The organism is Nonomuraea sp. SYSU D8015 (assembly GCF_008065375.1).
Classification (GTDB): domain Bacteria; phylum Actinomycetota; class Actinomycetes; order Streptosporangiales; family Streptosporangiaceae; genus Nonomuraea.
This window is the reverse complement of record NZ_VJYI01000002.1, coordinates 482,389-505,892: the sequence shown is the minus strand read 5'-3', so window position 1 is coordinate 505,892 and position 23,504 is coordinate 482,389. Positions and strand designations below refer to the sequence as shown.

The following is a 23,504-nucleotide window of genomic DNA, read 5'->3' as shown; positions in this document are numbered from 1 at the left end:
GATGAGCTTCCCCAGCACGAGCCGCGGCGCCCTCCTCGCGGAGGCGCCGCGGCGGTCCAGGAGTCCCGTTCTCATCATCGGGACGGAACGGTCCGGCTCCAACATGCTCAGGCTCATCCTCGACGCGCACTCGCAGATCACGGTGCCTCATCCGCCGCACTTCATGCGGTACCTGTCCCCGATCGCGGCCTCGTACGGAGACCTGTCCGTCGAGGCCAACCGGCGCGCCCTCGCCCGGGACGCGTTGCGACTGCTCCGGACCCACATCCATCCCTGGCCACACCGCATCGACCGGGAACTGGTGGTGGCCGAGGCCGGCACGGACCTTTTCGGCCTCGTCTCGGCGATCTACGAACAGTACCGGCGGGCGGAGAACAAGGAGCGGTGGGGGTGCAAGAGCACCTTCATGGTCGACCATGTCGACGAGGTGCGCCGGACATACCCGGACGCGAAGTTCGTGTGGCTCGTCCGGGATCCGCGCGACGTCGCCGCCTCGGCCAAGCGGTCCGTCTTCGGGCACTGCCATCCGTACCTCACCGCCCGCCTGTGGCGCGCACAGCAGGAGCGCGCGCTCCTGGCCCACCGGCGGCTGGGTCCGGGAACCGTGCACCGGCTGCGCTACGAGGACCTCGTCACCGATCCGGCGGGGGAGGTCGAGAGACTGTGCGCGTTCCTCGAGGTGGAGGTGGAGCCCGCGATGTTGCGCCACCACCAGTCCCCGTCGGCACAGCGGATCGCGCGCATGTCGGAGTCGTGGCGCAACGTCGGCCGCCCGATCACGGCAGCCAAGATCGGCAGCCATCGCTCGTCGCTCTGGGAGGAGGAACGGCTTCAGGTAGAGGCGGTCGCGGGATCCCTCATGGGTCAGCTCGGCTACGACGTGCGGGAGAGCCGCCGGACGCCCCGGCCCTCGTACATCGGGATCCGCGGATACGACCTCGCCCTGCGCGCCCTCGTCGAACTGCGCTCCCTGCGACACGACGACAACCACATGCGCCGGTGGTCACGGGAGGCCGTGATCCGGTGGCTCCGTATCAAGGCTCGCGTGCGGGACCTGGCTCCCATGGCGACCAGGTCATAAGGAAGGCATGCATGGACGACAGATCCCAGGACGTCTGGACGGACGAGACGGGTGAGCAGGTCGTACGGCTGCGACGCTGGAGGGCCGAGTGGCCGGCCGACGACCCGCACGCGAACTTCAAGTCCGACGTGGAGCTCTACGGCCGCCTTGACCCTCTGGTGACGCTACGGGGCATGTCGGCCAACCTGGACATCCCCATCGGGGCGATCGCCCGATATGTCCTGGCCCGATGGGCTACCGGTGGCAGCGGGGGACTGCTGGAGCTGGGGCCCGTGATGGTGCCACGCCTCTGGGAGCCGATCGAGGCGGCGGAGAAGGCCGACTCGGACGAGCAGCGGCTGGCCGCCTACCACCAGCTCCGGCAGATGATCTCCTGGCTGAAGCTGCCGCTGGACGACCCCTCCATCTATCCGGCATGACGGGGATGGCCGCCGCCCGCGAGCGCCGCCCGCGGGCCGTCCCGGAAGCCCGGGACGGCGTGGGCCACGTCGGCGAACAGTCCTCAGCGTGCGGCATCGCCGAGGGTGGGGCGTACGTCGAAGAAGATCGGCAGCGCGGTGAGCACGCCGTCCAGCAGCGTCATGAACATCGCCTCGTGCAGGTCCGGCATGACCGCGTTGCGCTGGATGTGCACCGCGGCGCTCACCTCGCGCTCCTCTCCTGGCTTCAGGACGATCGGCCAGGCGGCCGGCTTCTGCAGGCCCTCGTAGCCGCCGTTGGCGAAGCAGAACGCCGTGGCCCCGCGCACGGTGCGCTCCAGGGGATTGGACAACCGCATCGTGACCCTTCCTGGCTCGCCGAGCCAGGCGATCACGTCGATGGGGGCCTGATGGCGGACCGCGCTCTTCTCGGGACCGACCTGCCACTCCCACGGCCCGCACCGGCGGCACAGGCCGACCCGCAGTTCCAGCGCCTCTCGCGTGCCGTGACGGTAGGTGACCCGGCGGCTCGTCCCGCGCCCGCAGTGGGGGCAGGGCTCGGCGGACGCGTCGACCTGCCGGTAGACGGTCGTCCGCGCCGGTCCGCCGAACTGCCACCAGGTGTCGTACGCGTTCTGCGCCAGCCCTTCCAGCGCGCGCTGCTGCAGCGCGGCCAGGTCGTCGGCCAGGTCGCGAACCAAGCCGGGAACGCGCTCGGCGGCGGCATTGCCGGGCTGCAGACAGGCGCCGGCGAGCAGCAGGGCCGCCGCGTCGATCCGGGCGAGCTCCGCCAGATCCACGGGCACGTCCACCCAGGGCATGATCTGGAGCGCGGGCAGCACCTCGCTGGTCAGGTGGCGCACTTCGCGCAGGTGCGCGGGATCGAGGGGGACGGCGTCCTCGTTCGCGCTGCCGGCCTTCCTCGGCGCGGGCCGGACCGCACGGTGTTCCGGTGCGCGGGCGGGCACGATGATGGCGGGGTCGCCCAGCAGTCCGGCGACGCTCATCTCGCCGCCGACGCGCTTGCCATGCTCGTTGAGCCGCCGCACCGCCTCGCCCAGGCGCAGCCCGTCGTCCAGCGCGGCGGCGAGCACTTTCTCGGCGTTCGGGTCGGACCGCTGCCTGCCCACGGCGCCGACGACAGCCACCGTCGTTCCATCGAGAAAGCCCAGCGCCACGTTGACGGAGTGCGGCATCGCGCTCACTCCCGGCACGACCGGCTCGCACGCGTGCACGTAGATCACGTCGCCGGCGAGGGTGCGGGCGGGGATCCGGTCCTCGGGTTCGAGGTCGTGCCGGTAACAGCCGGCGCCGAGCATGCACGCGGGGATACGGCGGCCGGACGGCGCCGGCTCCGGACGAGTGCCGGGCACGTCGGAACGGCCGCAGATCACCCCGTCGGGGAGGTGGACGCAGCACTCCCTGCCATGGCTGCGCAGGACGAGCAGGCGGGACCGGTGGTCGGTGAGGAACTCCTTGTCGCTGTAACCGATCACGTCGGCGTGCTGAGAGCCCGGCATGGACGGGTGAACCAGGCGCCGGTCGGGCGCGGCGGGGAAGTCGGGGAGCACAAGGGAGCGGTAGACGAGCGCGGACAGGGCAGACAGACCGCGTGCGGTGACGACGCCGAGCAGGGGCGCCCGCGTCCCCATCCAGTCGCCGATCGCCTCGATGTCCTCCGGCAGGCCGACGAGCGCGACGAAGTCCTCGCCCGCGGCGGCGAGCCGGTCCGCCACGCCGGACGGGGACACATGGGCGTGCGCCCGCTCCGTGGCCCTGGCCAGGAGCCCCGCGAGCGCGCCCACGGCCGGCTCTCCGCAGGAGACGACCACGCCGGGGCGTGGCTCCGGGGAGACGGCGGGCAGCGCGCCGAGCTCGCTCGTGCCCGTCAGCCAGCGGGCGGCCCGTTCGATCTCCGGGCCGGCCAGCAAGGGAAAAGGCGCTGTCGCGGACCATTCTTCAGCTGCTTTTTCGAACGCTCCGACATCCTCGTGTATAACGATTCTCGGAGATGCTGGCATGTGAATTCCTTTCGGGAAGTTTCAGGCCTCAGTCTGAGTTCTCGGCACATATATGTCAAGACGGGGAGCAGTAATGAATAACCTCGTAGAAGTGTTTATGAAAACGCGAGAGGCATATTCTGGCAAGCCTGCGGTCAGCGACGACGACCAGGTATTGAGCTATGCGGAGCTGGACCGCCGCTCCAGCGTTCTTGCCGGGCTGCTGGCCGAACGCGGCGTGGTGGCCGAGGACCGGGTGGCCCTCTGCCTGCGACGTTCGGTCGACACCCTCGTCGCCATCTTGGGGGTGCTCAAGGCGGGCGCCGCCTACGTCGCCATCGACCTGCGGTACCCGGATGCCCGGCGCGACCTCATGATCGGGCAGAGCGGCGCCAGGCTAGTCCTCGCCGAGCCGGGCGGACGGCGCAGGTTGTCGCATTTCGGAGAGGCCGTGGTCGAGTGGGAGAGCGGTGCCGCCTCCGAAGCCGTTCCCGCGCCCGCCGTCCGGATCCCGCCGGACGCCGCGGCCTGCGTGCTGTTCACCTCGGGCTCCTCCGGGGTCCCCAAGGCGATCGTGCTGGAGCACCGCAACCTGGTCGCCTTCGCCACGAATAGCGGGCTGCCCCCGCTGCTTCCCGGGGACCGCACCGCCCAGGTCTCCAACATCTCCTTCGACGCCTTCCATTTCGAGACCTGGTGCAGTTTCGCCCACGGGGCCGAGCTGGTCATCGTCCCGTCGATATCCGAAATGCTCAATTCGGACCTGCAGCGCGAGCTGCGCAGGCGGCGAATAAGCGTCATGCTCGCGCCGACCATGGCGCTGAATCATATTGTCCGGGTCGATCGGAACGCATTCTCCCCGTTACGGATCCTGCACACGGGAGGAGATGTCCTCCTGCCCTCCACCTGTCGCGACCTGCTGGCCGGAGAGTTCTCCGGGAGTTTCTTCAACCTCTACGGCCCGTCGGAGACGACCACCGCCTGCACGGCCTATCAGGTGGAGCACGTGGGGCCTGAGGAGGAGACGGTGCCCATCGGGCGGCCTCTGGAAGGGGTGACCGCCTATGTGCTCGACGGGGACAAGCGCCCCGTGCCGCCGGGCGAAGTGGGCGAGCTGCACATCGGGGGCGCCGGCGTCGGCCGCGGCTACCTGGGCCGGCCGGACCTCACCATCGAACGGTTTCTCCCCGATCCCTTCGCCGGGGCCGAGGGCCGGATGTACGCCACCGGCGACCTGGCCCGGCAGCGCGCGGATGGCTTGTTCGAATTCGTCGGCCGTGCCGACGACCAGGTGAAGATCCGCGGTTACCGGGTCGAGCCGGGAGAGGTGGAGCGAGCCCTGAGCCGGCATCCCACGGTCAGGGACGTGGCCGTCCTGCCCGCCGGCGAGGGCGGTGACGTGTGGCTGGCCGCCTTCGTCGTGACGGACGACACCCTGCCCCCGAAGGATCTGCGCGCGTTCGCGGCCAAGGAACTGCCCGACTACATGATCCCCAGCATGATCGTCATGCTGCCGGAGATTCCCGCCAACGATCACGGCAAGCGTGACAGGGACGAGCTGGAGCGGCTCCTTCTGGAACACCGGCGCCGCTGGTCCGAGCACGTCCCGCCGCGCGAGGGGACACAGCGGTATCTGGCGGACGTCTGGGAGAGCCTGCTCGCCGTCGAGCGGATCGGGGCGACCGACGACTTCTTCGAGATCGGCGGTAACTCCCTGCTCGCCTTCCGGGTACGCAGGACGATCCAGCGCGACCTCGGCCTGTCCGTCAGCTTCAAGGAGGTCCTCGACGTCAGCGTGCTGAAAGACCTCGCGGAACTCATCGACGCGTCCCTGGCGAGCGCCGAGCAGGAGGGCCGGTGAACGGGTCAGTGATCGACCTCATGGATCCCGACCAGTTCGTGGCGGGGCGTCACCATGAGATGTTCGCCTGGCTCAGGGCGAACGATCCCGTCCACTGGCACCCGAACGAGGACGCTTCCGGTTTCTGGGCCCTGACCACGTACGAGCACGTGGCCGCCGCGTACAACGACCACGCCACCTTCAGCTCGCAGGGCGGGGCGATGCTCGGCGGATCGTACCGCAACGAGGCGGACACCGCGGCCGGCCGCATGCTGGTGTCCACGGACCCGCCGCGGCACCGGCTGTTACGCCAGCAGATCCATCGGGCATTCGCGCCGGACATCGTCCGCCGGATCGGGGCGAAGGTGGCCGAACTCGTGGAGGCCGCGCTCGCCCGGGCGCGGGCCGAGGGAGGGTGCGACTTCGCCACCGAGATCGCCACCGAGCTCCCCGCGGCCGGGCTGATGGTCATGGTCGGCGCCTCCTACGCGCAGGCACACGAGCTGGTCGGGCTGACGCGGAAGATGATCGGCTTCCGGGACCCGACCTTCGTCGACGTCTCCGACGACGAACGGCTGAGGCTGGCGGAGATCCAGGCGGAGATGTTCGACCTGTTCTCCGACCTCATCCGGGAACGCCGCAGGAATCCGGGAGACGACCTCTTGAGCATCCTGCTCGGTGCGGAGCTCAACGGGCGGCCGTGGCCAGAGGAGGACATCCTCTACAACTGCCTCAACGTGGCCGTCGGCGGCAACGAGACCTCCTCGTACACGGCCTGCGCGGGACTGCTCGCACTCATCGAGAACCCCGGCCAGCAGGCCATGCTGCGCGCCGACCCCGGCCTGGTCGGCGGCGCGGTCGCCGAGATGGTGCGGTGGAGCTCCACCAACACCTACGTGCAGCGGGTGGCGTCACGGGACGTGCTGGTCGGCGGCAAGCTGATCAGCAAGGGCGATTCGGTGACGCTGTGGAACGTCTCAGCGAACCGCGATGAGAAGCAGTTCGCCGATCCCGGCAGCTTCGACATCACCCGCTCGCCCAACCAGCATCTGTCCTACGGGCACGGCATCCACCGCTGCATCGGCGCAACGGTCGCCCAGACCGAGCTCTCCGTCCTGCTCAACCTGCTGATGACCAGCGGGCTGAGCTACTCCCTCGCCGGAGAGATCTCCCGCCTGCGCTCGAACTTCATTCAGGGCATCACCAGGCTGCCCCTCCGGATCGAGGCAACGGAGCAATCATGACATCAGCACTGCCTACCGCGCTGGTCGCCTACGGGCTCGGCTCCGCGAGCCCGGCGGAGATCGTCGACGCCGCCGACGGGTTGTGCGAGGTCGTGTTCGTCGCCGACAGCCGGGACGAGCACACCCGTCTCGTCCTTCCGTTCATGGAGGAGGTGGCGGACGTCCTGGATCTCGCCGAGCTGTCCGGGGACGTCGTCGCCGACCGGGTCGACGGCCGGGTGCACGGTGTCGTCACCTTCAGCGAGTTCATGCTGACGGCGTCGACGGAGCTGGCCGCCCGACTCGGGCTGCCCTTCCACACGCCCGAGACCACCGGTGCGCTCACCGACAAGGTCGAGCAGCGGGCGCTGCTGAACAGCAAGGGAGTCACCTCGCTCCGGCAGGTGGCGGTCGACACGCCGGAGGGGTTCGCGCAGGCCGTGCGGGAGATCGGCTTCCCCGCCGTCATCAAGCCCGCCTGCGGTACGGCCAGCGTCGACGTCTACCTCTGCACCTCCTGGGCGGATCTGGCGGCCATCTCGCCCTCGCCCAGGTCCGGAGGCTGGGTCGTGGAGGAGATGCTGGTCCCCGGCCGCCACCCGGCCACGCCCTGGCTGGGCGACTACTGCTCGGTCGAGAGCGCGGTGAGCCACGGCCGCTGCTGGCACTTCGCGATCATCGAACGGCTTCCGCTGACCCCGCCGCTGCGGGAAAGCGGCTTCCTCGCACCGGACACCCTGCCCGCCGCGTTCCGGTCCCAGGTGCTGGAGCTGGCGGAAGCCGCCATCCACGCGGTCGGCATCACCACCGGCATCACGCACGTCGAGATCAAGTTCACTCCGGATGGCCCTCAGGTCATCGAGGTCAACGGCCGGATGGGTGGCACCACGGGCCGCCTGCTGCGCCGGGCGAGCGACCTCGACCCGTTCCGGCTGGCGCTGGAAATCGCCCTGGACCGGGACATCGCTCCCCGGGACGTGGCCTTCGACAGGTCCGTGATCGCCTTCCGCGTCCTGCCTCCGCCCAGGCAGGTCACCGTACGGGAGGCGCGCACGCCGGCCGACTTCCGTGCGCTCGCCGGGGTCTGGGCGGTGGACGGCGGCGTCCGACGCGGTCAGGTCCTGGACTGGCGGCGTGGCGGGCTGGAGAAGATCTTCACGATCTGGGCCGAGGCCGACGACCCCGCCGCTCTGTCCAAGGTGATCCAGGACCTCCAGAGCGCCGCGGCGGACTGTGTCACGTACGACGGCTGATGCCACCGGGAGAGCTATGAGCACTGTCTTCGACGAACTCGAATCCAATGTCAGGACCTACTGCAGGAAGTTCCCCGCGGTGTTCGTCAGGGCGCGCGGACATACGTTATGGGACCGGGATGGGCGATCGTACATCGACTTCCTCTCCGGAGCCGGAGCGCTCAACTACGGCCACAACCATCCCGCCATGAAGGCGGCGCTCATCGACTACCTGACCGCCGACGGCCCCGTCCACGCGTTGGACCTGCACACCGAGGCCAAGGCGAAGTTCCTGGACCGGCTGGACCGCATTGTCCTGCGGCCGCGCGGACTGGCCTACCGGGTCCAGTTCACCGGGCCCACCGGCGCCAACGCGGTGGAGGCCGCGCTGAAGGTCGCCCGCCGCGCGACCGGACGCACCAACGTCATCGCCTTCACCAACGGCTTCCACGGCCTGTCTCTCGGCGCGCTGGCCGTGTCGGGGAACCTGGCCAGGCGCAGCGCGTCCGGCGTCACCCTGGGCGACGTCACCCGCGTGCCCTACGACGGCTACCTGGGTCAGGGCGTCGACACGCTCGACTACCTCGAACGACTGCTTGACGACGCGGGCAGCGGCGTCGACGCCCCCGCGGCGATCATCCTCGAGACCGTCCAGGGCGAGGGCGGGCTGGCCGCCGCCGGCCCGGCCTGGTTGCGGCGGCTGGAGAGCGCGGCCCGCCGGCGGGGGATCGTCCTGATCGTCGATGACATCCAGGCCGGTTGCGGGCGTACGGGGTCCTTCTTCAGCTTCGAGGAGGCGGGACTCACCCCCGACATCGTCTGCCTGGCCAAGTCGATCAGCGGCTTCGGGCTGCCGATGGCACTCACCTTGATCCGGCCCGAGCTGGACGTGCTCCGGCCCGGCGAGCACGCAGGCACCTTCCGAGGGCACAATCTCGCTTTCGTCACCGCGGCGGTCGCCCTCGACCTGTGGTCGTCACCGCAATTCACCGCCGATCTCGGCAAGAAATGTCTGCTGCTGGATGAACGCGTGCGCTCGCTCACCGCGGCGGGCGCCACGGAGCGCGGCCGCGGAATGCTCCGAGGCCTGTTCTTTTCCGAACCCTCCGTGGCCGCCCGGATATCGCGGGCCGCTTTCGAGAAGGGGCTGCTGCTGGAGACCTCCAGCGCGACGGGCCAGGTGCTGAAGATAATGCCGCCGCTGACGATCGAGGACAGCGTCCTGCACGATGGCATGGATATTCTCGCGGACACCATTCAGGAGGTAATCCATGAGAAATCAGGATAATGCGTTGACGGAGAGCGGGATCGACCTGGACGCGTTGCGCCGCATATCGGCGGCCTGGCCGCGGCGGGCGACCATCAGGAGCCACATGGAGTCGCTGGCCGAGCCCCCGGATCCGCACGATCCCGCGGTGCCGGACTACCCGGAGAAATTCCTGCCGTTCGCCGAACACCCGGACTTCTTGGCCGCCTCGTCCGACCAGCGGCAGCTCGTGCTCACCTACGCCTGGTTGCTGTACAACGCCCGCGTCATCACCGCGGAGGAGCAGATAGCCAATCCCACCTTCGCGATGATCGTGCACGGGGTGTTCCCGGGAAGTGAGCGCATCGAGATCAAGCAGGCCGTGCAGCAGGCCCACGTGGACGAGACCTGGCACACCTACATGCACATGATGGCGATGCACCGCTCGCGCGAGGTGCGCGGGATCACCTCGGAGCCGGCGCTGCCGCACGCGGTGACCTACCGGGAGTTGGTGTCCGAGCAGGAGGAGACTGGCGACCGCCGGCAACGGGACCTGCTGAGCCTGGCCTGGACCACGGTGACCGAGGTGAGCGTGAACGCCTATCTGGAACTGCTCTCCCGGGACGAGACGATCCAGCCGATGCACTCCCTGGTGCCGAGGCTGCACGCGCGTGACGAGACGGCGCACGGGTCGGTGATGGCGGAGGTCGTCAGGGAGCTGTACGCCAACATGAGCCGGTCGGAGCGGGAGACGTTCGCGCGGGCGCTGCCGAGGGCGGTGCGGGCGTTCGGCATGCACGATTTCGCGGCGTGGCCGGGAATTCTGCGCCACGCCGGGATAGCCAAAGCAACGGACATCGTGGAGGACTGCAGACGTGCCATCGGAAACAATTTGTTGGTGCGCGACTTTTCCGCGGTCGAGCGCATGGTCCGGGAAATGGATATAGACCCGGAGCTCGTCATGGCCGGCGGATGACGCGATGGACACAAAAGTCGGCAAACCCCGTGCGGTGGTCTGCACCATCGCCTCCGACGCGCACACCTGGAATCTCATGTTTCTGCAGCTGCTGCTCGAGGATCACGGATTCGCGGTGCACAACCTGGGCTCCTGCGTGCCGGTCGTGGAAGTGGTCGACTGCTGCCTCAGGGAACGGCCGCACCTGCTCGTGCTGAGCACCGTCAACGGTCACGGGCTCATCGAGGCGCCGGGCTTCATCCAGGCGGTGCGGAACCGCACCGAACTGCGGAGCCTGCCGGTCGTTGTCGGCGGCAAGCTGAATGTCGACGGCGCGGTCCCGGACGACGACGTGCGCAACCTGTTGCGCCTCGGGTTCGACGCCGTTTTCGCTTCCGCGGCCGCCGCGGAGGAGTTTCCTCGATTTCTCGCGCATGTCGGCCAGGCCGCCGCTGCCAACTGATGTGTGGGAGGAGAAATGACAGAGCTCGGATTCTTCGGCGGGCGGGTGGCGCGGCACGACGGGCTGGTGACGCAGACCCGGATGGGGTTCTCCGATCCGTGGCGGATGCTGGAGGGGCTGCGGGCGGTCAGGAACGCGGGGGCCGGGACGGTCGGCACGATCACGCTCGACAGCTTCACCAGGACGGGCAACCTCGACCGCGCTCGTGAGGAGCTGCTGCGCGGCACCCCGCTGAACGGCTACCCGCTGCTGGCGCACGGGGCGGCCAGGACGCGGGAGCTGATAGGGGCGTTCGATCAGAGCCGCTTCCCCATCCAGATCAGGCACGGTTCGCCACGGCCGTACATGATCTTCCGGGAGATGCTCGCGGCGGGGATCACCGCGACGGAGGGCGGACCGGTCTCGTACTGCCTGCCCTACAGTAGGGAGCCGCTGGCGGCGGCGGTCACCGAATGGGCTCGCTCCTGCGAGCTCTTGTCGGAGTACCGGGGGCCGGGGGCGCCCGTGCACCTGGAGTCGTTCAGCGGGTGCATGCTCGGCCAGTTGTGCCCGCCGGGGCTGCTGGTGGCGCTGAACATCCTGGAAGGACTCTTCTTCCTCGAACATGGGCTGAGGAGCATCTCGCTCAGCTACGCCCAGCAGACCAATCACCGGCAGGACTTCGGAGCCATCACGGCGCTGCGCAGGCTGGCCCGCGAGCGGCTCGCCGGGGCCGACTGGCACATCACCATCTACACCTTCATGGGGGTCTTCCCGGAGAGCGCGCTGGGCGCCCGATCCCTGATCGAGGAGAGCGCCCGGCTCGCGGCGAGCACCGGGAGCGAGCGGCTGATCGTCAAGACCGTCGCCGAGGCCTTCCGCATCCCCACGATCGCGGAGAACGTGCAGGCGCTGAGGTGGGCCACCGCCGCGGCCGCCGGGGCGGAGCCCGATGACGACGACGATGCCGCCGAAGCCGTCTATCGCGAGGCCGGCACGCTCATCGATGCCGTGCTCGACCAGCACGCCAACATCGGGCAGGCCCTGATCGGCGCTTTCCGCAAAGGGCTGCTCGACGTGCCCTACTGCCTGCACCCGGACAACGCCAACCAAGCTCGGACGACCATCGACTCCGCGGGCCGGCTCCAGTGGGCCTCGACGGGACGCATGCCCATCGCGACGGGACGCGCCGGCGCCGAGCCCAGGGTCTCCGCCGCCGACCTGCTCACCATGCTCGACTACCACCGGCGCCGCTTCGACGGTTCTCACGTCCAGGAGAAAGGCCACCACCATGACGATGACCGAATCGCACCGGCCGGACACGGGTCTGGTCAGCTTGACGCTTGCCGATGACGTCCGCGACGACCTTCAGCAACTGTTGCTCCACCTGCCCGACCCGGCGCGGGACGTCGACGACGCCATGACGCGAACCCACCAGATCTTCGCCCGGCTCCCGCTGGCGGTGCTGCGGGAGATCCTTGACTTCGGCCGCCATGTCGACACGCCGGCCGTGATGATGGTCAGCAACCTGCCGACGGACCCCGAACTGCCGCCCACACCGACCGACGGCGGGTCCTGTGCCGGCAAACCGACGTTCGTGGCCGAAGGCGTGCTGCTGGGACTGTCAGGGCTGTTGGGCGAGCCGGTCGGCTTCGTGACGGAGAAGGACGGCCGGATCGTCCATGACATCACCCCCACCGCTGCCGGCGCCGCCACGCAGACGAGCCAGGGATCGAAGGTGTTCCTCAACTTCCACAACGACATCGTGCACGACCCGGGCGGTCGCTACGACATCACCAATCCGGACTTCCTCGTCCTCAACTGCCTGCGCTCGGACCCCCACGAGGAGGCCGAGACGTGGTACGCCGACGGCCGCGACATCCTGCGCGTGCTCGACGAGGACGTGATCGAGGTCCTGCGCTCGCCGCTGTTCCAGCTCAACGCGCCCGGCGGCTACGTACGCATGTTCGCGGCAGGCAAGGAGGTCTATTCCGACCCCATCGCGATCGTGTCGGGGCCCGATCACTCGCCCGAGATCGCCGTCGCGGCCAACGGCGTACGCTGCCTGTCATCGGCGGCGTCGGAGGCGTTCGACCGGCTCCAGGCCGCCTGCCGTCACCCTGACGTGGCCCGTGTCGTGCGGCTCGCCCCAGGGCAGGCGCTGCTCGTCAACAACCGCAAAGGGCTGCACGCCCGGACACAGTTCACGGCCCGCTACGACGGGCGGGACCGCTGGTTGCAGCGCACCTACATCCGCAGGAGCCTGTGGAACATCCGCGGGCGCGCGGCCGAGGGGAGCCGCCGTGTCCACCTCTGACGTACGGCGGGTGGCCTTTCTCCGCTCGGTGGAGATCCAGCGCGCCGCCCCTCACATCCAGGAGCTGCGCGAGGACCTCCATGCGGCCGGGATCGAGGCGAGATTGTTCTTCACCGACGGCGACTGCGGTCCCGGCGACTTCCCTGGCACGTCGGAAAGGCTGCCCGCAGATGCGAGCGTCGCGGAGATCGCGGCGAGCATTAGGCGCTGGGGTGCCGACGGGTTCGTCTCGATCTCGCTGCGGGACGAGAACGCCATGCGCGACGCCCTGGTCGCGGCGGAACTGGCCCGCGACGGCATCCGCGGCGTCATGCACGGGGTGGACACCACCTTCCTGCTGGCCAACAAGAGCGAGACCAAGGCGCTCCTGCGCCGCGGTGGTTTCGCCGTGCCGGGCGACGTCGCGGTGGACGGCGACATCCTCGGCGGCCGCGTCCTCCCCATACCGGGCTACCGAGACTTCCTCCGGCGCAAGGCGGACGACATCGGCTATCCCCTGCTCGCCAAGCCCCTGTGGGACAGCTTCGGCAACGGGATCCGGTATCTGGAGAACGCCGAGGCCCTGGACGAACACCTCAGCGCTCCTGCGGACGGCAACATGCTGCTGGAACGCTGTCTGGACGGCGAACTGTGCTCGGTCGAGATCGTCGGTCGGAACGGTGACTACCACATCCAGCCCATCATCTGGAAGGGCCCCACGGGGGGCGCTCCCTCGTTCCTGTTCGGAAACGTGCGGTACGCCGCTCCGCGTCCGGAGGCGGACGAGCTCTTCGAGGCCGACGCCCGCCGCCTCGTGCGCCTCTGCGACGAACTGGACGTCAACGGCGCGGTCGAAGCCGAGATGATCTACAAGGACGGTGTCTTCCACCTGATAGAGATCAACCCGCGAGTCAGCGGGACGACGTTGCTGTCCAGCGCGGCGTCCGGGTGCAACACCTACTCCTGCCTGCTCCGCCTGCTGCTCGGCACCTGGCCGGGGCCGCGTCCCGAGCCCCTGCGCAGCGTGCGGCGGGCCTTCGAGTTCCCCGTCCGCACGGTCACGGAGTCCCTGCTGCGAGACGCCGATGCCATGGTGGACGTGGTCAGGGCGGGTGCCCTGCGGATCGACGGCCGGGACTACGGCGGGAACATGGTGCTGTCCTGTGAGTTCGGCGAGGAGCCCGCCTTCGAGAAGGCGCTGGATGAGCTGAATTCCCGCCATCGCTTCGTCGATCCGCGGATCCTCGCCGGCATCAAGGAGGTCTTGGCCGGTGGCCCCGCCAGGTGAGAGGCCGGGCCCCCGGGGGTCGGCCTCAGATCGTGTAGCCGAGCGCGCGCAGCTGGTCGCGGATCTCCGCGCGCACCGGGACGTCGACCGACGGCTGCCGCGCCCGGCCGTAGTCCTCCAGCATGGCGAGCAGTTCCGCCGGGTCGCCGTCGTCGGGGTGCGGCACCAGCCGGTCGTCGAACCGCTCCAGCACGGTGACGTCGATCGGCTCGATGCCGTCGAAGTTCTGGCGATACCGGCCAAGCCGGCGGATGATCCGCCGGTCGCCCAGGTGGGCGCTCTGCCCAACCAGGACATGGCGCAGCGGCCCCTGACTCTCCCCGCGGAACTGCCGCTTCTGATACTCCACGAACTCCTTGGTGTCCGACGTGTACGCCTCGGAGACCGCGGGCAGATGGCCGGGCACCTCGGCCTGGCCGCGGACCACCGCGGCCAGGGACGTCCCGTCGAAGACCCCGGTATGAGGAGTGGGGATGCCGGCGAGCTCCATCACGGTGGGCGCGATGTCGACGGTGCGGATGCGCTGCGGGTGCAGCGCGGGCTCGACGTCGTCCCCCACCACGATGAGCGGGACCCGGAGCACGCCCTCGGACATCGAGTTGAAGTGACCGTAGGTCATCTCGTCGAACTCGTGGCCGTGGTCGGCGAAGACGACCAGGAGCATGCGCTTGCCGGTGCGCGTCATCCGCTCGGTCAGCCGGGCGAGGAAAGGCTCCAGCCGCGACCGGAGAAAGTGTTCCACCCCGTCCAGATAGATTTGGAACAATTCGTCATACCGGCCGCTGAAGTAGAGGTGGTTGACAGCCTGCTTGTAACGCAGTAACAGATCGGTGTCCTCGTCGTCGCGGAAGCTCTCGATCAATTGATCGGTGAGCGGCGGAACGTCGGGGGGCAACTTCGCCTCGAGTTCCGCCACCTTGGCCCGATAGTCCTCCCCGCCGAACCTGAGATTGTGGAAGCCGTAGGGGAGGTGCACGCCGCCGAAATGCGCGCATGCCACCGTGGAGTCGGCGGCCGCGACCGCGTCGATGAACTCGTCGTCCTGTTCCATAAGATAGAGGTCGATATCCCGGGTGAATCCCAGCTCCCGGCCCAGGATTATCGGGAAATCGACCTTCATGAACGTGCGCCGTCCGGCGCGCTTCCCGTAGGTGAAGACCGAGGAACTGCGGAGCCGCCCGTTGTAGAATTCGTGCACCCCGTTCCGAAGGGGATACTGGCCGGTGAAGATTGCCCCGTGGGCCGCGGCGGTGTAGGGGGCGGCGCTGATCGTGTTCGGGAAGAAGGCGCCCTGAGCTGCGAGATCGTCCAGCACAGCGGTTTTCGGCGCGGTCGATTGCGGATATTTACCTGGCCAGAGTTTATACGGATTGGCGGAGATGACGTCGCTGCGAAGCGTGTCAATCGATACCAGGACGACGTGGTCATACATCGGCTTTCTCTCCTTTGGTGACCCCGTTCCGCGAACGACGGCACCGTCCGTGGTGCCCGCCGTCATTCGCCTCATGCTACGTATGGCGTTCGTCAATTGCCAGGCCCGGCCCGCCGGTCCGTCCACCGTCACGGGACGTCATGGAATATTACTCGAAGTCATTCGCGATGCGACCCTTGAGAAGCCGGCGGTCTTAATGTACGTTGAGCGAAATTTGTGCTGATAGGCAATCGGCGGAGGAATCGACTCGGGCGGCCAAGTCTGTGATGGAGGCGTAGTGAATCTTGTTCTCATTTCCCTCGACACCCTTCGAGCTGACGTCGCTTACTCAGGGCGTTTTCCTGCGATCGAACGACTTCGCGGGGAAGGCGCGACATTCACCCAGGCCGTTTCCCCCTCGCCGTTGACGCCGGTGAGCCACGCGACCGTCCTGACCGGACTGCAGCCACCGCGCCACGGCATCCGTCATCTGTTCAAAGAACAGTTGAATCCCGAGGTTCAGACCCTGGCGATGCTGTTGTCGCGCCAGGGGTACGCCACCGGTGCCGTCGTCTCCTGCCCCGGCATGAACGCCTGGTACGGCCACTCCCGGGGCTTCGATCACTACGACGACTGGATTCCGCCGCTCGCCGACGGCCGCGACGCGCTGCAGGTCGTCGACGTCGAGCTCCGCGGCACCGCGCTCAAGCGCGCCCCCCTGGTGACAGAGCGGGCCCTGGCCTGGGCGCGGACCGTGGACCGGCCGATGTTCCTCTTCGCGCACTACTTCGACGCCCACTGGCCCTACGAGGCGCCCGAGGACGTGGGCGTCCCGGTGGACAATCCGTACGAGGGCGAAGCGGCCTACATGGACCGGAGCCTCGGCCACCTGCTGGACGGCCTCGACCTGGAGGACACCCTGGTCGTCTGCTTCTCCGATCACGGCGAGGACCTCGGCGGCTGGTACGACAACGACCACGCGGGCGAGCGCGGCCACCCGGAGGAGAAGGGCCACGGCGCACTGCTCTTCGACGCCACCCAGCTCGTCCCGCTGATCATCCGTCCCCCCGGCGGCGAGAGCGCGGGCCGGGTGATCGACGCACAGGTGCGGCTGGCCGACGTGATGCCCACCATCCTGGAGTTCCTCGGTGTGCCCGCGCCCGACACCGACGGCGTCTCCCTCGTCGAGCACCTGCGGAACGGCGGCCCGGACCTGCCGGCCTACTGCGAGACCTACTACCGGGAGGAACTGGCCGCCTCTGACCCCGCCTGGAGCCATCTCGGTGCCCTCACCGCCGTACGCCAGCCGGACAGGAAGGTGATCTGGGAGAAGGACAGGGAGCACGTCTGGGTGTACGACCTCGTCCACGACGCGCTCGAGCAGAACCCGTTCGAGCTCGTCAAGGAGGAGAAGCATCCGTGAGCGAGCTGAGCAGGAGCCTGTTTGAGGGGATGCGGGAGGCCTTCGTGGCCGAGTCCATGACGGCACAGCGCTACGCCTACTTCGCGCAGATCGCGGAGATCGAGGGCCATCTCGAGGTGTCCAAGCTCCTGGGCGAGCTCGCCGAGAGCGTCGCGTGCGCCGCCCACGGGCACCTCGACTTCCTCCAGTACGTCGCCGATCCCGCGACGGACCAGCCGATAGGCGAGACCCACCTGAACCTCGCCTCGTCGATCACGGGCGGGCTCCAGGAGGCCGACGAGCTCTACCCCAGACTGGCGGCCATCGCCCACAGCGAGGGCTTCGCGGACGTCGCGAGCTGGCTGGAAACGCTGTGCGCGCTGAAGAAGACGCACGTGACGAAGCTCAATCAGGCACTGGCGGCCATGGAGGAACGCATGGGGCAGGTGGGATGAACACCGAGGGAGAAGTTCTCGCCGAACCGTACGACGAGACGTCGATCGTCGTCTTCACCGGACTCGAGGCCGTGCGGCGGAACCCGTCGATGTACGTCGGCTCCACCGGCGTGGAGGGACTTCACCACCTGGTGTTCGAGCTCATCGACAACGCCGTGGACGAGGCGGAGGTCGGTTACTGCCAGGAGATCTCAGTGGTCCTAGGAGCCGACGGCTCCTGCTCCGTCCGCGACGACGGACGAGGCATCCCGGTCGGCCTCCACCCGGAGCTGAAGCGGCCCGCCTGCGAGGTCGTGCTGACCACGCTGCACTCCGGCGGCAAGTTCGAGGGCGACTCGTACGCGACCTCCGCCGGCCTGCACGGCGTGGGCCTGGCCTGTGTGAACGCCTTGGCGGAGCTCCTCCGGCTGAACGTGTGGCGCGACGGCGCGGAGCACGAGCTGAGGTTCTCCCGAGGCGTGGCGCTGGGCGAGCTGGAGCGGCTCGGGCCCTCTGACCGGCGCGGCACGCAGGTCACCTTCCTCCCCGACGCCGGGATCTTCGAAGATCGCGCCTTCTCCGCCGAGATCATCCTTGATCGGCTGGAGGAGGTCGCCTTCCTGCATCCGCGCCTCACCGTCGAGTTCACCGACGAGCGAGACGGCAGGCACGTCGTCCTCAGCTACCAGACGGGCGTACGCGGCTTCCTCGAACACCGCAACCGCGACGCCGTGCTGGTGCACCCCGAGCCGATCGTCGTGAGCCGGCGCCAGGACTCCTTCTCCCTCGACGTCGCCTTCCACTGGACCGAGGGGTACGCGGAGGAGATCCGGAGCTTCGTCAACAGCGTACGCACCGAGCAGGGCTCGCACGTCGACGGGCTCCGAGCGGCCCTCGCCGCCGCCATCAACCGGTACGCGGTCGCCCACGGCCTGGTCGAGAAGACCGGCGGCGGGGAGAAGATCACGGCGGTCGACGTCCTGGAGGGCCTGACCGCCGTCATCGCGCTCAAGATGGAGAACGCGCGATACGACGGCCAGACGAAGAAGCGCCTGCAGAGTCCCGAGGCGGAGCGTTTCGTCCGCACGGCCGTCGAACAGTCGCTCCTCGATCTCCTGGAGGCCGACGAGGACCTCGGCCGGCGGGTGGTCGGGCGCGCTCTCGACGCCACGCGCGCCCGCCTGGCCGCGCGGCTCGCCAGCCGTACGGCGCGCTACCAGCAACGCGAACTGAAGATCGACTACAAGGTCTACCAGCGCCAGTTCGGCATCCGCTCGCGCAACTGGCACGACTCCTGCTCCTGGCTCACGGACGAAGGGCTGCTCACCCGGCACGCGGAGCTGTGCGCCGTGCCGGAGAACGCCAGGATGCTCGACGTCTGCTGCGGCAGCGGCGTGGTCGGGAACGCGTTCAAGGGCAAGGTCGGCGAGAGCGTGGGCCTGGATATCACCCCCGAGATGGTCCGGCTGGCGTCGGAACGCTTGGACGTCGTCCACCAGGGCACGGTCTATGACCTCCCCTTCGAGGACGCGAGCTTCGACCTCGTCGTCAACCGCGAGGTGCTGCACCTGCTGCCGATGCCGGAGAAGCCGATCTCGGAGATCTTCCGGGTGCTGCGCCCGGGCGGGCAGTTCATCGTGGGTCAGATCGTGCCGTACGCGGACGAGGACGCCTTCTGGATGTTCCGCATCTTCAAGAAGAAGCAGCCGCTGCTCTACCAGATGTTCCGTGAGGAAGACTTCCGCGGGCTGCTCCTCGGCGGCGGGTTCACCGACCTGAAGATGGAGGAGTACTTCCTCTGGGAGTCGATCGACCGCTGGATCGACACGCACGAGACCACCCCGGCGCGGCGCCAGGAGATCTACCGCCTTTACTACGACGCCCCCCGGGAAGTGCGTGCGGTGCATCCGTTCGAGGTGCTGCCGAACGGGTCCGTGCGGGACCTGTGGCGGTGGTGCGTGTACTCCGTCAGAAAGCCTGCGTACTGATGGCAGGCTCCCCCCTGCTCCAAGGGTCGCAAATCCTCTCGGAGCGCCTGGAGACGCTGCGGCACCTGCGGGGTCCGGCCGTCGAGGACTTCACCGGCCGGGTTCGGGAGGTCGTCATTCTGGCCTCCAGTTCGCGCGGAGGGTCCAGTATGCTGGCCGAGCTTCTCCGCAGGTCCCCGGATCTGCTCCATCTCCGCGCCGAGATCAACCCGTTCCTCCGGCTGGTCGACCTCACGTACCCGGACAGCGCGGACTCCGACCGCCTCGACGCCTGGCACCTGGACAGGCTGGACGCGCGCTCGCGCCGCATTCTCGACGTGGAGCTCGCGCTCGATGCCGGGCGGAGCGCCTCCCTGGTCGCCGACGACGACCACTATTTGCTGGACAGCGCGTGGCGGTTCGCCATCCAGTGGCCCGCAATCGACTTCCACCTGGCCGACTGGCTCGCGGAGGGCCGCCGCGTGCTCGCCAGACTGCGCGAGGAAGGCGGATGGGCGCCGGGGGAGCTGCGTGACCCGGCCCGCTTCCAGCTCGCGCTGTCGCGAGCCTTCGACGCCAACCCCTGGTACTACGACATGCCTCGATCCCTCCTCCACGATGAGGTCCCGGAGCTCGGCCGGCACGGGGCACCCGGCGACGTCCTGGTGGAGGAGCCGCCGTTCGTGCTCACCCAGGTCTGGCAGAGGGCGACCGAGGTGGAGATCGAGACGAAACCCCTGGTGATCAAGACGCCGAGCAACGCATACAGGTTGCCGTTTCTGCGGGCGCTCTTCCCCCGGGCGCGATTGCGGGTGATCCACCTCACCCGGAATCCGGCGGCCTCCATCAACGGGCTGCTCGATGGCTGGCACTACCACGGCTTCCACGCCCACAGGATGGTCGATCCGCTGGACATCGAGGGCTACCACGACCGGTGGTGGTGGAAGTTCGACCTGCCGCCCGGATGGCAGGAACTGCGGAAGGCGCCGCTCGCCGAGGTCTGCGCATTCCAGTGGCGCTCCGCGCACCAGGCGATACTCGACGACTTGGAGGAAGGAGGGCTCGACTCACTGCGGATGCGGTTCGAAGACCTTGTCACGAGCGCGGAGAGCAGGGTCGCCTGCCTGGCGCGGCTGACCGAGTGGCTCGGCGTTCCCTTCGACGGCCCTCTGCTGACCGCCGCGTGGGAGGGCATCGACTCCGTCGTCGCCACGGCGCCACCGGCGCCGGGCCGCTGGCGGACACGGTGGGACACGATCAAAAGCGCTCTCGACGACGCCACTCGTGCCACCGCGACGAGGATGGGGTATGAGTCCGAAGACGACTGGCTCTGAGCTTCCGAGCACTTTCGGCGGCCCAGGGTGGTCGCAGCGCGCAGGCTCCCACGCCGAGGAGGTCGCCGCCGGGCAATTGTGGACGACCTGCGGATACCGATCGGAAACGGCTCCGCTGCGCGCCGTCCTGCTCGCCTGGCCGCCCGACAGCTTCGCCGAGATCACCCGCTACGAAGAGCAGCTCATGGTCGGCCCCGTCGACCTGGCGGCGATGCGGGCGCAGACCGAGACGATCGCGGAGACGTGCCGGCGCAACGGCGTCGAGGTGCATCTCACGCGTCCGGCGGCCTCGCCCAACGTGGTCTTCATGCGCGACCTGTTCTTCATGACTCCGGAAGGCGCGTTGATCGCCCGCACCGCCTCGCAGCAGCGCGCCGGCGAGGAGCGCCACGCCGCCGCGGCTCTCGCTCAGGCCGGCTACCCGATCCTGAGAACGGTCGCCGGCACGGCCACGTTCGAAGGCGCGGACGCGCTGTGGATCGACGAGACGACGGTGCTGGTCGGCACCGGATTCCGCACGAACGCCGGCGGGGCACAGGCCGTACGCGAGGTGCTGGCCCCGCAGGGGGTACGCGTGCTGACGACGCCGCTTCGGCCAGGTGTCCAGCACCTGCTCGGTACGGTCATGTTCGTCGACGAGCGGTTGGCGGCGGTGCACGCGGCCGCCTGTGGTCCCGAACTGCGCGCGCTGCTGCGTGAGCACGGTCATGAACTGATCGAGGTGCCGGCGGACGACGAGCTGCTGGTCGCCAGGGGTATGAATATGCTTGTGCTCGGGCCCCGGCGACTGATCATGCCCAGCCGCGCCCCCGCCATCAGGCGGCGGCTCGAAGCCGCCGGTGTTGAGGTCCAGGAGTTGGAGATCGGCGAGTATGTGCGGGCGGCCGGTGGGCTGGCCTGCCTGACGGGAATTCTTCGCCGCGGGTGACCATAGGCTGCCGATCAGTTAGACGTCGGCGTTCGCGCCTGCCGCCGCCAGATCGGAGAACGGCAACGGAGCCGCCTGAATCGCGCGATCTTGCAGCCCGTCCAGCACCCTGACATGAAACGGCGGGGACCTCCACATCCACGACCAGCCGCGCGTGCCCGGGGGCCAGGGAGAAGGCGAAGAAGGAGCAGCAACACGTCTCCTGGGCGGTCAGGTCCCTCACGGTCTCCTCCACCTGCGAACCGCCTTCCAACGTGAGCCGCAGATGCCTCGGCCCCACGCGCTCCAGTCCACGCAGCGCCGTCACGAACGGCTCGTCGAACTCGTCGCCTGTAGCTCGACGGTAACCCTGTACCTCGGTACAGGATGCAACCCCTCAATGCAGCCTCCGGCGGGGCCTCAGGGCTCCGGAATGACAAGCTCGACTGGCCTCGTTGCTGTACAACGCTGCTGTACGGCCACGAAAAAGGCCCTCCGGGATCATCCCAGAGGGCCTTTGAGCTGGAGCGCGGCCGAGAGGACTCGAACCCCTAACCTTCTGATCCGTAGTCAGATGCTCTATCCATTGAGCTACGGCCGCTCGCTGCGTAAGCAAGCATAGCGGGTTCTGAGAGTGACTCGAACCAGTTAACGCAATCGTGGGCCCGTCCGGCCCCCGAAACCAGGGGTGGGGATACATCGAAGGGTGTATCCACAGGCGGGTCGCTCGCAGGAGGGCGGCGGGGGGTTCGGGGTGGTGGGATGGAGGGATGAAGCGGGCGGCGTTGGGGGCCGGGGTGGCCTTTGCGGTGGGTGTGGTGTTGATCGCGGGGCGCGCCCATCTCGAGCGGGAAGTGCCTGCGTGGGTGCTGGTCGTGCCGTTGGCGATCGCCTGTGCGGGGGTGGTGGTGCGGCAGCGGGCGCCGCTGGTCTCGCTGGGGCTCGGGGTGGTCGCGGTCACCGTCGACGGGTTCGTGGGGCCGTCGCTCGGCACCGTGCTCGTGTTCACCGACAATCTGTACGCCGCGGCGCTCTATGGGCCGGCCGGGTTCGCGCGGGTGCTGCTTGGGGTGACCAGTGTGCTGGCGGTCGCGGGTGGGGCCATAGCCGGGTTCATCGCGGAGGATTGGCGGATGCTGGCGGTCATGGGGGTGCAGGCGGGGCTGGTGCTGGTCACGCCGGTTACGACGGCGCTGGTGCTGCGGGAGCAGCGGGATCGGGCGGCGGTCGAGCGGGCGCGGGCCGAGCAGGTGGCGCATCTGGCGGAGCTGGATCGGCAGGCGGCCATCGCCGCCGAGCGGACGCGGATGGCTCGCGAGCTGCATGACATGATCGCCAATCACTTCAGCGCCATCGCCATCCAGTCCACGGCCGCGCTCTCTCGTAAGGATCTCGATCCGGGGACCGTACGGAAGGTCATGGAGTCCGTGCGGGAGAACAGCGTGAAGGGGATGGCGGAGATGCGATCCATGATCGGGCTGTTGCGTCAGGAAGGGGACGACGCCGAGGTGGAGGCCACCCGGCCGCGGCTGGCCGATGCGGAGACGCTGGTGGCGAGGGTCAGGCGGGCCGGGCTCGGCGTCGAGTCGCGGATTGAGGGAGAGCGGCGCGAGGTGCCGGCCTCCGTCGACCTCGCGGGGTATCGGATTCTGCAGGAGGCGCTGACCAACGCGCTCAAGCATGGGGACTCGCCGGTGGAGGTGGTGGTCGCGTACGAGGCCGGGCGGGTGGTGATCACCGTGGACAACGCTCTGGGCGGGAATGGGGCGCGGTTGCCCGGGGCCGGAGCGGGGCTGATCGGCATGCGGGAGCGGGCCTCTCTGGTCGGCGGTTCCTTCGAGGCCGGCGTCGTGGCCGCCCCCTCAGCCGAGTCTGATACGTCGCCGGGAAGGCACTGGGAAGATCGGTGGCGGGTGATGGCCATGCTCCCTACCTCCGATGAGCAGAGCGGTTCGGCGTTCACGTCCGCGGCCGCCGGTACGGCTGCTTCTGAGTGATGAGAGGTTTGGAGGCGGGGCGGTGACCAT

At 68.8% G+C, this 23,504-nt stretch carries 19 protein-coding genes and 1 tRNA gene; 17 read left to right on the top strand and 3 right to left on the bottom strand.

Going from position 1 to position 23,504, the window contains the following annotated elements:
• The first annotated feature begins 1 nt into the window (after position 1).
• Positions 2-1,081 carry a sulfotransferase family protein gene (locus ID574_RS11605; RefSeq protein WP_188188814.1) on the top strand — a complete coding sequence of 360 codons (1,080 nt, stop codon included), beginning with the start codon at positions 2-4 and terminating at the stop codon, positions 1,079-1,081.
• Positions 1,082-1,092: 11 nt separating this feature from the next.
• A complete protein-coding gene (locus tag ID574_RS11600) occupies positions 1,093-1,500 on the top strand; it encodes a DUF6027 family protein (protein ID WP_188188813.1) in 408 nt (135 codons plus the stop codon).
• Between the two features lie 83 nt (positions 1,501-1,583).
• Here ID574_RS11600 and ID574_RS11595 read toward each other — a convergent pair whose 3' ends face one another.
• On the bottom strand, positions 1,584-3,431 hold the full coding sequence (locus tag ID574_RS11595; protein WP_188188812.1) for a hypothetical protein: 1,848 nt from the start codon (positions 3,429-3,431) through the stop codon (positions 1,584-1,586).
• Positions 3,432-3,618: 187 nt separating this feature from the next.
• Between ID574_RS11595 and ID574_RS11590 the strand changes: the two genes are divergently transcribed.
• Genes ID574_RS11590 through ID574_RS11550 form a run of 9 tightly spaced genes read left to right on the top strand, consistent with a single transcriptional unit; the run spans position 3,619 to position 14,022 of the window.
• Positions 3,619-5,361 (top strand): non-ribosomal peptide synthetase, encoded by a 1,743-nt coding sequence (locus ID574_RS11590; protein WP_223166591.1) that lies wholly within the window; start codon positions 3,619-3,621, stop codon positions 5,359-5,361.
• A complete protein-coding gene (locus ID574_RS11585; protein WP_223166590.1) occupies positions 5,358-6,584 on the top strand; it encodes a cytochrome P450 in 1,227 nt (408 codons plus the stop codon). The genes ID574_RS11590 and ID574_RS11585 overlap by 4 nt, the downstream gene beginning before the upstream one ends.
• Positions 6,581-7,816, top strand: a complete 1,236-nt coding sequence (locus tag ID574_RS11580; protein ID WP_188188810.1) for an ATP-grasp domain-containing protein — start codon at positions 6,581-6,583, stop codon at positions 7,814-7,816. The genes ID574_RS11585 and ID574_RS11580 overlap by 4 nt, the downstream gene beginning before the upstream one ends.
• A 16-nt stretch (positions 7,817-7,832) precedes the next feature.
• Positions 7,833-9,083: a diaminobutyrate--2-oxoglutarate transaminase gene (ectB, locus tag ID574_RS11575; RefSeq protein ID WP_188188809.1), complete on the top strand. Its 1,251-nt coding sequence runs from the start codon at positions 7,833-7,835 to the stop codon at positions 9,081-9,083.
• Positions 9,067-10,017, top strand: coding sequence for a diiron oxygenase (locus ID574_RS11570; RefSeq protein ID WP_188188808.1), 951 nt, complete (start codon positions 9,067-9,069; stop codon positions 10,015-10,017). Before ectB ends, ID574_RS11570 begins: the two co-directional genes overlap by 17 nt.
• A 34-nt stretch (positions 10,018-10,051) precedes the next feature.
• Entirely contained in the window at positions 10,052-10,459 is a 408-nt protein-coding gene (locus ID574_RS11565; RefSeq protein WP_262495976.1) for a cobalamin B12-binding domain-containing protein, read from the top strand.
• Between the two features lie 15 nt (positions 10,460-10,474).
• Positions 10,475-11,791: a methylaspartate mutase gene (locus ID574_RS11560; RefSeq protein ID WP_188188806.1), complete on the top strand. Its 1,317-nt coding sequence runs from the start codon at positions 10,475-10,477 to the stop codon at positions 11,789-11,791.
• Positions 11,736-12,755, top strand: coding sequence for a TauD/TfdA family dioxygenase (locus tag ID574_RS11555; protein WP_188188805.1), 1,020 nt, complete (start codon positions 11,736-11,738; stop codon positions 12,753-12,755). The genes ID574_RS11560 and ID574_RS11555 overlap by 56 nt, the downstream gene beginning before the upstream one ends.
• Entirely contained in the window at positions 12,742-14,022 is a 1,281-nt protein-coding gene (locus tag ID574_RS11550) for an ATP-grasp domain-containing protein (RefSeq protein ID WP_188188804.1), read from the top strand. The genes ID574_RS11555 and ID574_RS11550 overlap by 14 nt, the downstream gene beginning before the upstream one ends.
• Before the next feature lie 25 nt (positions 14,023-14,047).
• Here ID574_RS11550 and ID574_RS11545 read toward each other — a convergent pair whose 3' ends face one another.
• Positions 14,048-15,520 carry a sulfatase-like hydrolase/transferase gene (locus ID574_RS11545; RefSeq protein WP_188188803.1) on the bottom strand — a complete coding sequence of 491 codons (1,473 nt, stop codon included), beginning with the start codon at positions 15,518-15,520 and terminating at the stop codon, positions 14,048-14,050.
• A 211-nt stretch (positions 15,521-15,731) separates the two neighbouring features.
• Here ID574_RS11545 and ID574_RS11540 point away from each other — a divergent pair, with 211 nt between their 5' ends.
• Genes ID574_RS11540 through ID574_RS11520 form a run of 5 tightly spaced genes read left to right on the top strand, consistent with a single transcriptional unit; the run spans position 15,732 to position 21,498 of the window.
• On the top strand, positions 15,732-16,856 hold the full coding sequence (locus ID574_RS11540; protein ID WP_188188802.1) for a sulfatase: 1,125 nt from the start codon (positions 15,732-15,734) through the stop codon (positions 16,854-16,856).
• Positions 16,853-17,290, top strand: coding sequence for a rubrerythrin family protein (locus tag ID574_RS11535; RefSeq protein WP_223166589.1), 438 nt, complete (start codon positions 16,853-16,855; stop codon positions 17,288-17,290). Before ID574_RS11540 ends, ID574_RS11535 begins: the two co-directional genes overlap by 4 nt.
• The gene (locus ID574_RS11530; RefSeq protein ID WP_188188801.1) at positions 17,287-19,257 is read left to right on the top strand and encodes a methyltransferase domain-containing protein; all 1,971 of its coding nucleotides are present in this window, start codon (positions 17,287-17,289) and stop codon (positions 19,255-19,257) included. The genes ID574_RS11535 and ID574_RS11530 overlap by 4 nt, the downstream gene beginning before the upstream one ends.
• A complete protein-coding gene (locus tag ID574_RS11525) occupies positions 19,257-20,570 on the top strand; it encodes a sulfotransferase (protein ID WP_188188800.1) in 1,314 nt (437 codons plus the stop codon). The genes ID574_RS11530 and ID574_RS11525 overlap by 1 nt, the downstream gene beginning before the upstream one ends.
• Positions 20,545-21,498, top strand: a complete 954-nt coding sequence (locus ID574_RS11520; RefSeq protein WP_188188799.1) for a dimethylarginine dimethylaminohydrolase family protein — start codon at positions 20,545-20,547, stop codon at positions 21,496-21,498. The genes ID574_RS11525 and ID574_RS11520 overlap by 26 nt, the downstream gene beginning before the upstream one ends.
• 507 nt (positions 21,499-22,005) lie before the next feature.
• Here the strand turns inward: ID574_RS11520 and ID574_RS11515 are convergent.
• Positions 22,006-22,078, bottom strand: a tRNA-Arg gene (locus ID574_RS11515).
• A gap of 169 nt (positions 22,079-22,247) precedes the next feature.
• Between ID574_RS11515 and ID574_RS61525 the strand changes: the two genes are divergently transcribed.
• Positions 22,248-23,474, top strand: coding sequence for a sensor histidine kinase (locus tag ID574_RS61525; protein ID WP_262495975.1), 1,227 nt, complete (start codon positions 22,248-22,250; stop codon positions 23,472-23,474).
• The last annotated feature ends 30 nt before the right edge of the window (positions 23,475-23,504 follow it).

Bases quoted from the DNA above. Each gene is read 5' to 3' on its own strand.
- ID574_RS11530 (WP_188188801.1), top strand. From the start codon at position 17,287: ATGAACACCGAGGGAGAAGTTCTCGCCGAACCGTACGACGAGACGTCG.
- ID574_RS11560 (WP_188188806.1), top strand. From the start codon at position 10,475: ATGACAGAGCTCGGATTCTTCGGCGGGCGGGTGGCGCGGCACGACGGG.
- ID574_RS11605 (WP_188188814.1), top strand. From the start codon at position 2: ATGAGCTTCCCCAGCACGAGCCGCGGCGCCCTCCTCGCGGAGGCGCCG.
- ID574_RS11600 (WP_188188813.1), top strand. From the start codon at position 1,093: ATGGACGACAGATCCCAGGACGTCTGGACGGACGAGACGGGTGAGCAG.
- ID574_RS11520 (WP_188188799.1), top strand. From the start codon at position 20,545: ATGAGTCCGAAGACGACTGGCTCTGAGCTTCCGAGCACTTTCGGCGGC.
- ID574_RS11570 (WP_188188808.1), top strand. From the start codon at position 9,067: ATGAGAAATCAGGATAATGCGTTGACGGAGAGCGGGATCGACCTGGAC.
- ectB (WP_188188809.1), top strand. From the start codon at position 7,833: ATGAGCACTGTCTTCGACGAACTCGAATCCAATGTCAGGACCTACTGC.
- ID574_RS11545 (WP_188188803.1), bottom strand. From the start codon at position 15,520: ATGACGGCGGGCACCACGGACGGTGCCGTCGTTCGCGGAACGGGGTCA.
- ID574_RS61525 (WP_262495975.1), top strand. From the start codon at position 22,248: ATGAAGCGGGCGGCGTTGGGGGCCGGGGTGGCCTTTGCGGTGGGTGTG.
- ID574_RS11590 (WP_223166591.1), top strand. From the start codon at position 3,619: ATGAAAACGCGAGAGGCATATTCTGGCAAGCCTGCGGTCAGCGACGAC.
- ID574_RS11525 (WP_188188800.1), top strand. From the start codon at position 19,257: ATGGCAGGCTCCCCCCTGCTCCAAGGGTCGCAAATCCTCTCGGAGCGC.
- ID574_RS11580 (WP_188188810.1), top strand. From the start codon at position 6,581: ATGACATCAGCACTGCCTACCGCGCTGGTCGCCTACGGGCTCGGCTCC.
- ID574_RS11555 (WP_188188805.1), top strand. From the start codon at position 11,736: ATGACCGAATCGCACCGGCCGGACACGGGTCTGGTCAGCTTGACGCTT.